Consider the following 10,193-nt stretch of genomic DNA (forward strand, 5'->3'; position numbering starts at 1 on the left):
TTTTGTCTGTTTAACATCTTGTTTGTTGGCATACAAAAACTGTATATATGACGATCTACAATGGGCTGGTGTAGGGTTCAAGATCCATTTGATATGGAACCCTCTGGTTCAATGCATACTTGCCAACCAAGGCATTCGGTTGTACCGAAACCTGAATCCCCCTTTCGCAGAATTGAGGAGGTTTGTCATATAGCAAACCTGCCTCAGGTCTTGTTCAACTGATGATCAACTCAGGTTGCATCTACACAGATTTACATATAGGTAACTGTCGCTGATACAGATTTGCTTCCCGAAAGCTCGCCAGTTTCCCCCTATCCTAGCGGCAACACAATCAATGCATGAGATATTGGTTACGGCCCTTCCCCACACAATTAAGTGTTGAAACTGAGCAAGACGCAGGCCCCAATACGCGAGACCTCAGTAACCGCTGCTCAACGATTCTGTTTAAAGGCATATAAAAATGCCGCCCGGCTTTGCAACCGGGCGGCATTGAACATCTTCTGTTATTGAGAACTAACTGTCAGGCTGTTGCCAGCTTGGCCTGCTCTTCGCCGCGTTTGAGCATGGCGTAGAAGACACCGGTCAACAGCGAGCCTGCGGCAATGGCCACGATATACATCATAACGTTGCTGATGGCGTGCGGGATAAAGAGCACAAACAGACCGCCGTGGGGTGCCATCAGCTCGCAGCCGAACAGCATGGAGAGCGCACCGGTCAGGGCACCGCCGACCATGCAGGCCGGGATGACCCGCATCGGATCCTTGGCGGCAAACGGGATGGCGCCCTCGGAGATAAAGCACAGGCCCAGCACGAAGGAGGCTTTGCCCGCTTCCTGCTCCGCCTTGATGAACTTGGTACGGGCCAGGAAGGTGGCGATCCCCATCCCCAGTGCCGGCACCATACCAGCGGCCATCACCGCAGCCATCGGGGCATAGGTTTTGGAGGCCAGCAGACCGACCCCGAAGGCGTAGGCTGCCTTGTTGACCGGGCCACCCATGTCGAAGCACATCATGGCGCCGATGATGACACCCAGCAGCACGGCGTTGGCAGAGCCCATGTTGTTGAGGAACTCGGTCATGGCATTCATGATGCCGGCCACCGGGCCACCCACCACGTAGATCATCACCAGGCCGGTAAAGAGGCTGGCAAACAGCGGAATGATCAGGATGGGCTTGAGCGCTTCCAGGGTCACCGGCAGGCGCACCTTGTCACTCAGGTACTTGGCACTATAACCGGCCAGGAAACCGGCCACGATGCCGCCAAGGAAACCGGCGCCCAGCGAGCTTGCCAGCATACCGCCGATCATGCCGGGGGCGAGACCCGGGCGGTCAGCGATGGAGTAGGCAATGTAGCCGGCCAGCACCGGGATCATCAGGGCAAAGGCGGAGCCACCACCGATCTTCATCAGAGCGGCGGCCAGAGTGCCTTCCACCTTGAACGCTTCGATACCGAACACAAACGAGAGCGCGATGATAAGGCCGCCCGCCACCACCATGGGCAGCATGAAGGATACACCGGTCAACAGGTGCTTGTAGGGGCCGGCTTTTTCCTCTTTCTTGGCTTGGCTGGCACCGCTGTGGCGATAGAGTGTCGCCTCGTTCCACGCCTTGTCCAGCTCGGCACGGGTTTTCTTGAGCGCCGCGCCAGTGCTGGTGCGATAGACCGGCTTGCCATCGAAACGGGCCATGTCCACCTCGATATCGGTGGCGAGGAATACCAGATCGGCAGCGGCAATCTCCTCGGCGGTCAGGGCATTCTGGGCACCGACCGAGCCTTGGGTCTCAACGCGGATCTGATAACCCAGCTGTTTGGCCATGGTCTCCAGCGCTTCTGCCGACATAAAGGTGTGGGCCACCCCGGTCGGGCACGCAGTCACCGCCACGATGCGCTTGCCAGCGGCGGCGGGTTTGGCAGCAGCAGGCACGGCTTGATGGCGATAGAGGCTGGCACCGCTGGTGGCGGCTTCCAGCAAGGCGGCCGGATCCTGCAGGGCAAGATCCATGCTCCCCTGATAGACTCGCTTGCCATCATAGACCGCGAGATCCACCGGAGCACTGGCGACAACCAGCACCAGGTCGGCGGCGGCAATCTGCTCCTTGCTCGGCACCTGGCGGGGTTGCACGCTGGAGCCGACATCGAGGGTGAGCTCCCAGCCAGCCAGTTTGGCCTGCTGTTCTATCCGTTTGGCAGCGAGAAAGCTGGTGGCTATGCCCGCCGGGCAAGCCGTAACCAGAATTGCTTTCATTGGGCATCTCCTGAGTTTTCCATTGAGGGGGTATGGCATTGAACCGGTGCCAGCTCATCCAGAGGCTGTACGCGCACCTGTTCAAGTAAGGGGTTGAGCACATTTATATCGTTAAAACCGACCGCCACCTGACTGACCGCCAGAGCCGAGACGGCGGTAGCCAGCCGCAGGGTCTGCTCCGGCGCCCAGCCAAGGCTCAGACCATGGGCGAGACCTGCCACCAGAGAATCGCCAGCACCCACGGTACTGACCACCTGCATCCGCGGCGGAATGGCTTGCCAAACGGCATCCGGGGCAAACCAGATCAGGCCATCGGCGCCGTTGGAGATCACCACGTGGGGGATCCCGCTGGCCTGCAGCGCGCGGGCACACTCGGCCTGCTCGCTCAGGGTCTTGATGGGGCGATCCGCCCACTGGCTCAGCTCCTCCAGATTGGGTTTGACCAGAGTCGGCGCCGCCTTGATCCCTTCGCTTAAGGCCGCGCCGCTGCAATCGAAGATCACCTGCTTGCCCTTGGCCTTGAGCAGGCGGATCAGATGGGCACAGTAATCGGGAGCCACCCCTTTGGGCAGGCTGCCCGCCAGCACGAACCACTCTGCATGCGGAGCCAACTCGTCGATGGCCTGCTCCAGCGCGCTCACTTCCCCTTGCTGGATGGTGAGCCCCGGCAGATTAAGATCGGTGACCCGACCGGATAGCTCGGAGATCTTGACGTTGATGCGGGTGCTGCCCGCGACACGGACAAAGTGATCATCCAGCGCGCGCTCGGCAAACAGGGAGACAAAACTCTGTTCATTGTCAGCGCCCAGCCAACCGGTGACGCCCACGTCGCGGCCCAGATCCTTGAGCACCATGGCAACGTTGATCCCCTTGCCTGCCGCGCGCAGGTTGGCCTCGCTCACCAGATTGACCTCGCCAAGGCTCATCGCCTCAAGACGGGTGGTGAGATCAAGGGCGGGGTTGAGGGTAATGGTGACAATCTTCATCAATGCGCCCCCTCGCCCAGACCTCCGGCAATGGCCTCACCGATCCCCTTGAGAGCCGCTTCGGCATCTGCACCTTCGGCGCGAAATGCCAGACGGTGACCGCACTTGACCCCAAGGCCGATCACCTTCATCAGGCTCTTGGCGGAGACTGCCTCGCCGCTACCATCCAGATTGGCAACCCGGATATCTGATTCAAACTCTTTGGCCACCTTGACCAGCATGGCGCCCGGACGGGCGTGCAGGCCGTGAGGGTTGATGATGGTGAAGGTTTCACTAAGACCGCTCGCTGGCCCTGCCTGCAACATGGCAAGCCCCTCGCCACCCGCCAGCATTGCCAGCTGACCAGCGGCCGCCAGTTTGGCCAGATTCTCCAGTTGCGACAGATGGCCGCTATCTGCGGCGCACAGCAGTAGCATGGCGCTGACCGGCAGATCCCCTGCGCGAAGTTCGCTGCTGGGCGTTGCCAGCACCCAGCCAGTCTGGGCCGCTTGCGCCCGGGCCAGCCAGACGCCCTCACCCAGATAGGCGGGATCGCTTGTCAGCAGCGCGCTCACCATGGCAGCATCGCCCCAGCCCGCCGATTTGGCGCGGGCGGCTGCTCCCAGCAGCAGTTGGTCGCGATCATCGGCCGGGAAGTCAGCCAGGGTCAGGTATTGCACCTCTTTGGCGGCAGTGGCACCGGTCAGGATGTTGATGATGGTGTCGGCATCGGTGGCCTCTTTGAGCTGAGCTGCCGCCTGCTCGTCACCCAGCACATGGGTGAGCTGGCGCAAAATGCCCAGATGCTCGTCGGACTTGGCGGCGATGCCGATGGCGACATAGGCGATCTGCCCCTCATCCCACTCGATACCATTGGGGAACTGGGCCACCATGACGCCTGTGCTCTTCACCAGATGACGGGTATCGGTGGTGCCGTGGGGAATGGCGATGCCGCTGCCAAGATAGGTGGCATGCTGCGCTTCACGGGCCAGCATCCCATCCACATAGCCCGCTTCCACCAGACCGGCTTCGGTCAGTTTGCCTGCCAGCAGGGCAATGGCGTCCGACTTGGTTGCCACCGACTGTCCCAGCAAGATCTGCTCTCGCGCCAACTTCAACATAGAGACTCTCCATCAGGTTCCGGCCGCGCCGGTACGTCACAATTGAACATTCGGATAACTCGCCAGCTGACAATAGACCCGAACACGGTTCACTGTGATCGGGGCCCGATTTTCAGGCCACTGGGTCTCTTCGTTGCTGACAGGCTGAATCGTTTCACTTACACTCAGACTGAATCGTTTCAGCGAATTGATCAAGTACCCACAAAGAGTGCTTTTCAATGATATGATCCCGCGCACACTTTTCGGTGCCCTCACCCGGCAGTGACCGTGGGCCTTGCAACTCAAACAGAGCCAATATGATGAAACTGGATGAAATCGCCGCCCTCGCCGGTGTCTCGCGCACCACGGCAAGCTATGTGATCAATGGCAAGGCCGACCAATACCGCATCAGTCAGGCCACCCGCGACAAGGTGATGGCCGTGGTCACCGCCCACAACTACCAGCCTGACAGCCGCGCCGCCTCCCTGCGTGGCGGCCAGACCAAGACCCTGGGCTTTATCCTGCCCGACCTTGAGAACGCCAGTTACGCCAAGCTGGCCAAACGGCTGGAACAGGGGGCCCGGGCGCAGGGCTATCAGCTGCTCATCGTCTGCTCGGAGGATGAGCCCGCCACAGAAAAAGAGCTGGCCCAGATGCTGGTGAGCCGCCATGTGGACGCCCTGCTGGTGGCCAGTTGCCTGCCGCCAGACGACCCCTTTTACGGTAAATTGCAGGCGCAGGGCAGCCAAATCCTCGCCATCGACCGGGCGATGGCAGCCGACAAGTTCGTCACCGTCGCCAGTGAAAACGAGAAAGCGAGCTTTGATCTCACCAGCTCCCTGCTCACCCCGACCTTGCGCCATATCGCCTTGATCACTGCGCTGCCAGCACTCACGATCAGTCAGGAGCGCAAAGCGGGTTTCGAGCAGGCGGTCGCCAGTCACAGCGCGGCTCGCCATCTGTGCGAGGGGGATCACTTCTCCCGCCTTGAGGGGTATCGCCTGATCAAGGATCTGCACCAGCAGCTGGGTCAGCTGCCCGAAGCGCTGATCACTACTTCCTATATCCTGATGGAGGGGGTACTCGACTACCTGTTGGAACAAGAGATCGATATGAGCCAGCTCGCCATGGCCACCTTCGGGGACGATCGCCTGCTTGACTTCCTCCCCTTTGGCATCAACTCCCTGCCCCAGCAGCACGACGCGCTGGCGAGCCAGGCGCTGGAGCTAGCGCTCAAGGCGGTGAACGGCGAATACCAGAGCGGGCTGCACTATGTGAGCCGCACCCTCAAGCGCCGTCGCTAACCTGACCGCTGCAGACCCGATTTGCTGTCAATGGGTGGGTAAAGCGAACAGATGACAATAAGGCTGCCAGCATCGGCAGCCTTATTGTTTTCCCCCACAACCCTACCCGCCCGCTTTGCTTTCTCTACCGTCTGGCCGACTAAACAACCGGCCTCCACACTCCTTTCACCCCGCAACTAAACGCCAACGCCAACGCCACGACAAGGCACTCCGCCATCCGTGCAGCAACCACTTGGCTGACCTGTATCAATGAGCCCCTGCCAGTCATTTTTCGGTGATTTTTTCTGCAATTAGCCATCACTGTCATCATTTATTTCCACTTGTTGCCACAAGCCAGCACAAGATCCGTATAAAAGGGGTTGTTTCCGCTATTTTGATCCGCTAACGTGGCAACCATCTTTTACAACTGACAGGTTTTAGGTACAGATGTTCCCGTTCCGATATTGCTAGCCTCCGGCCCTATCCCCGGAGGCACCTTCTGATAACGCCAATTGGCCCCCTCTTGTTGACGTCAATGCTGACATCGCCTGTTTGCACTGACACCACTACGTTCGGATGGATAACATGAATACCAAAACTCTGGGTTGTACCCTGTTGATTGCCGGCACCACCATAGGTGCCGGCATGCTGGCCCTGCCGCTGGCCTCCTCCTCCCTCGGCGGCCCCGCCACCCTGCTGCTGATGGTCGGCCTCTGGGCCCTGATGGCCTTCACCGCCATGCTGCAAGTAGAAGCGAGCCTCAACACCGGCAAGTGGTACCTGCACCAGCTGGCGGATCATCTGCTCGGCCCCTGGGGCAAGCGCATCGCCTCCTTCTGTATCCTGATGCTGTTCTACTCGCTCGCCTCCGCCTACATCAGCGGTGGCAGCAGCCTGCTGGCACAGGCGCTGGCCGATGCGGGCATGACCCTCAGCCAGGAGCAGGCCGCCTGGGCCTTTACCCTGCTGTTTGGCGGCATGGTCTGTGTTGGCACCCGCTCGGTGGATTACCTCAACCGGCTGATGTTCACCGTCAAACTGGTGATCATGGTGGTGGTGCTGGCGTTGCTGCTGCCCCGCACCGAAGGGCAGCATCTGCTCTCGATGCCGCTGGGTCAGGGCCTGTTGCTGGCGGGCCTGCCGGTCATCTTCACCTCGTTTGGCTTTCACGGCTCCATTCCGAGCGTGATGCTCTACCTCGGTGACTGCCCCAAGCAGTTGCGCCGAGTCTTTGTCTGGGGCTCAGCCCTGCCGCTGATCCTCTATGTGCTGTGGCAGGTAGCAATCCTCGGTCTGCTCGGCCAGCAAGCCCTGCTGCAAACCGGTGGTGCGCTGGACAGCCTGCTGGCCAACGTTGGCAAACTGGTGAGCTGGCCTGCGTTTAATCAGGCGATGCACCTGTTTGCCGATCTGGCGCTCGCCACCTCCTTCCTCGGGGTGACGCTGGGACTGTTCGACTTTATGGCCAAGGTAACCCGCCGCAAGGATAACTGGCAGGGCCGCACTCAGACAGGTCTTATCACCTTTGTGCCGCCATTGCTGTTTGCACTCTACTTCCCGCAGGGCTTTATCATGGCGCTGGGCTACGCTGCCATTGCGCTGGCCATCCTCGCGGTGCTGCTGCCGGTGGCGCTGGTGTGGCAGAGCCGCAAACAGGCGCCTGCCCACCACTACCGTGCCCCGGGTGGCGTAGTGGCGCTAGGAGTGGCCGCCGCCATGGGCGTGCTGATTGTTGGCGTCCAAATCAGCGTCAGCCTTGGAATGCTGCCAGCGCTGTAATCCCCGATACTAAACGCCCCAAATAGCCAAGCCCCGCCAATTAACTTGACGGGGCTTTTTGTTGGAAAAAAAATCAAGTGGATACAGGCATCCGCCATTAATTAAGAGTGCGCCCCTTACCAAACAAACACCCAAACCTTCAGCTATATACCGACCTTTTTACTACCCAACCCTGAATAATCAGTTCAAAAACCGTTCATGCCCCTTCGCTACACTGCCCGCTCGTTTATCGCTATCAGGAGTCTTAAAACAATGATGTTGCACCTCAAGAAGAGCACCCTTGCCCTCGTCCTGCTTGCCGCCAGCGGCGCACTTAGCGCCGCCGAAATCGCCAACAACAATATTACCGAGGCGGAGATCAAGGCCGCGCAGGATGGTTGGGGCGCGGCGCTCATCAAGATCAGCGATGACTATCGTGCCGGTGGGATTGAGCGCGCCAAGGCGACCGCCGAGTCGGTGCTCGACAGCGCCTATGGCTACCAGCAGGGGCCAGTGCTGTTCAAACCCACCCTCGCCGGTGGCGAGCAGACCTTTCGCACCAACCGCGAGGGGGCGCTGGCCTACTTTGTCGGCAACAACAGCGCCTATCCGGCCGATAGCGGCTTCGCCCTGAAAAACTGGCAGAGCTATCGCTATGACAATGCCGCCGTCTATATCAACGGCGACATGGCGCTGACCATGGGCAAGGTGCATCTGGTAGATCGCGACAACAAGGAAACTACAGTCGACAAGACCTGGGGTTTCAAGAAGGGGGATGATGGCAAGGTGCGTATCGTGCTACACCACTCCTCCCTCCCTTACGAGGGGTAATGACGGGGCACAGCCCACCATCAACACGGTCAAAATACAGCCCTGCCACCTCGGCAGGGCTGTTTTTTTGCGCCTGCGCTTGGCAGATGGCAAGTGAATAGATGACGGTCGTGCTAACGCAGTTTGCTGCTACCCTCAAGGCAAACCATTGAGATGCCGAGCAATATCGCGCCTCTCAACACCAGCCACTCGATATCATCACACAAGGAGCCAGATACCATGATCATACTGCCTGTTTACGCGGCCCTGCTCGCCCTGCTGTTCGTGTTGCTGAGCATTCGTACCATTCGCACCCGCCATAGCCGCAAGGTGGCGCTGGGGCATGGGGATGACCCCGCCATGTTGCGCGCCATGCGGGTGCATGCCAACTTTGCCGAGTATGTCCCCCTCGCCCTGCTGCTGATCTATTTCGTTGAAACCGGCAGCCATGCCCCCTGGCTTATCCATCTGCTGGGGAGCGCCTTGCTGCTTGGCCGCCTCTGCCATGCATTTGGCATGAGCCGCACGCCGGAGAACTTCCGTTATCGAGTGGCGGGAATGGGGCTGACCTTCACAGTGATCCTGGTGAGCGCGGCCCATATCCTGCTCACGGCGCTGCTCCCCTGACCCGGCCGTCACGAATAGCTGGCGAAGCGGTCTGGCAGCCATCCCCATCGGCTATTCTTCACTGCACAGATAGTCGCAACAGTGCTGCTTAAACAAGCCCGATTCAGGAGTGCTATATGAAGTGGATTGGCTGGTTACTGCTTGTCGGGCTGACTCCCGTTGCCCACGCAACCCCGCTAAAGCTGGCGGCAGCGGTCGAACACACTGCGATATTGCGCCCTTTTATTCATGACTGGTTTGGCCGGGCCGGCATCGACTTTCAGTTGATCCCCTGCACCTATGCCCGCTGCGAAAAGTTGATTGAGGCAGACCATGCCGTCGATGGCGATATGGCCCGGATCAAGGGCTTTGATCAGACCTATCCCCACTTGCTGCAGATCGGTGCCCCCATCTCGGAGGCGGCGATTTATGGTCAGCCAAGGGATAACCCGAGCTGGCCCCCTGCCAAGGGTACCGTGATTGGCTGCCTGCGTGGCATCCAGTGGTGCGAGCGCTTCCTCGGCAACTATCAGGTCATCTGGTTGAACGATGAGAAGCAGGGGCTTGCCCAACTGCATCGAGGCAAAGTGGACTGGCTCATCAAGATGCGCCCCGCCTCTCAACCTGCACTGGCGTCCCCCTGGCAGAAGATCACCAAAGAGCAGGTCTTTCTCTACCTCGATAAAAAGCACCGGGCGGAAATTGCGGCCCTGCTCAAGGTACAGCTGGCGTTTATTAATAACGGCCGCTGGCTGGCAATGCAAAAGCAGTACCTCTCCGCCATCTAGCGCGGTTCTCGCAGCACCACACAGTGCCGATTACATGGCTGATGTCTAGTCCTGAAATAGGTTTACACATTTTCGGCTAGCGTTACTCCACTCAGAACCTCCTATGTACCGCATCGGGGGTTCTGTATTTCAACGCATGATGCGGCCGCTCCTCGTTGTAAATATCTACTGCTTCCCCATCCGTCATCGAGCATTTCACCCCGTACCGTTCATGTAATGACTGATACAGCCCCGAGCAATACTGCACGCCGCGGTCCGAGTGATGGATGAGTTCACCGCCGCCACGCCGTTGCTTCAGTGCTTTCTTGAACGCCATCGCCACCGATTCGGCATGCATCCCTTCGTGCACGTGATGGCCCACTATCTTGCGTGAGTACGCATCCGTCACCAGGCTCAGGTACAGCGGCCCGCTCCTGGCTGGCAGATAGGTGATATCTGCGACCCAGACCTGTTCCGGGGCCACCGGTGTGACCTGCTCTGGTCCCGCCTTGAGCAAGTTGGGATGACGGTAGAAACGGTGAAAACTGTGGGTGGTCTTGTGATACGCCCGTCTGGGCTGCACCAGCAGGCGGTGCTCGGCCAATATTTGAAACAGCCTGTCACGCCCGACCTTGAGCCCGCCATCCTCCTGACCCTGC

9 protein-coding genes are annotated in these 10,193 nt (G+C 59.5%); 5 read left to right on the forward strand and 4 right to left on the reverse strand.

The genetic code is table 11. The annotated features are described in order from the left end of the window. Positions 1 to 520: 520 nt before the first annotated feature. The 3 genes from fruA to fruB are packed head-to-tail and all read right to left on the reverse strand — an operon-like array spanning position 521 to position 4,331. Positions 521 to 2,245: a PTS fructose transporter subunit IIBC gene (gene fruA, locus LRL22_RS06085; protein WP_270904954.1), complete on the reverse strand. Its 1,725-nt coding sequence runs from the start codon at positions 2,243 to 2,245 to the stop codon at positions 521 to 523. Beyond that, on the reverse strand, positions 2,242 to 3,231 hold the full coding sequence (gene pfkB / locus LRL22_RS06090; protein WP_270656843.1) for a 1-phosphofructokinase: 990 nt from the start codon (positions 3,229 to 3,231) through the stop codon (positions 2,242 to 2,244). Before pfkB ends, fruA begins: the two co-directional genes overlap by 4 nt. Beyond that, a complete protein-coding gene (gene fruB / locus LRL22_RS06095) occupies positions 3,231 to 4,331 on the reverse strand; it encodes a fused PTS fructose transporter subunit IIA/HPr protein (protein WP_270904955.1) in 1,101 nt (366 codons plus the stop codon). Before fruB ends, pfkB begins: the two co-directional genes overlap by 1 nt. Positions 4,332 to 4,627: 296 nt before the next feature. On the opposite strand from fruB, the gene cra reads away from it, so the two are divergent. From cra to LRL22_RS06120, 5 genes are all read left to right on the forward strand, one after another. Then, the gene (gene cra / locus LRL22_RS06100; protein WP_227273624.1) at positions 4,628 to 5,614 is read left to right on the forward strand and encodes a catabolite repressor/activator; all 987 of its coding nucleotides are present in this window, start codon (positions 4,628 to 4,630) and stop codon (positions 5,612 to 5,614) included. Positions 5,615 to 6,178: 564 nt separating this feature from the next. Continuing rightward, positions 6,179 to 7,372 carry an aromatic amino acid transport family protein gene (locus LRL22_RS06105; protein ID WP_139429128.1) on the forward strand — a complete coding sequence of 398 codons (1,194 nt, stop codon included), beginning with the start codon at positions 6,179 to 6,181 and terminating at the stop codon, positions 7,370 to 7,372. Positions 7,373 to 7,624: 252 nt separating this feature from the next. Continuing rightward, positions 7,625 to 8,182 (forward strand): hypothetical protein, encoded by a 558-nt coding sequence (locus LRL22_RS06110; protein WP_005333187.1) that lies wholly within the window; start codon positions 7,625 to 7,627, stop codon positions 8,180 to 8,182. 219 nt (positions 8,183 to 8,401) lie between these two features. Next, positions 8,402 to 8,788: an MAPEG family protein gene (locus LRL22_RS06115; RefSeq protein WP_270904956.1), complete on the forward strand. Its 387-nt coding sequence runs from the start codon at positions 8,402 to 8,404 to the stop codon at positions 8,786 to 8,788. 116 nt (positions 8,789 to 8,904) lie between these two features. Beyond that, positions 8,905 to 9,555 carry a hypothetical protein gene (locus LRL22_RS06120; protein ID WP_042053718.1) on the forward strand — a complete coding sequence of 217 codons (651 nt, stop codon included), beginning with the start codon at positions 8,905 to 8,907 and terminating at the stop codon, positions 9,553 to 9,555. Positions 9,556 to 9,646: 91 nt separating this feature from the next. Here LRL22_RS06120 and LRL22_RS06125 read toward each other — a convergent pair. Next, positions 9,647 to 10,193: DDE-type integrase/transposase/recombinase (locus LRL22_RS06125; protein ID WP_270904957.1), on the reverse strand; the 547-nt coding region annotated here is incomplete at its 5' end.

The sequence above is a fragment of the Aeromonas sp. PI_26 genome (assembly GCF_027854445.1).
Classification (GTDB): Bacteria; Pseudomonadota; Gammaproteobacteria; order Enterobacterales; family Aeromonadaceae; genus Aeromonas; species Aeromonas veronii.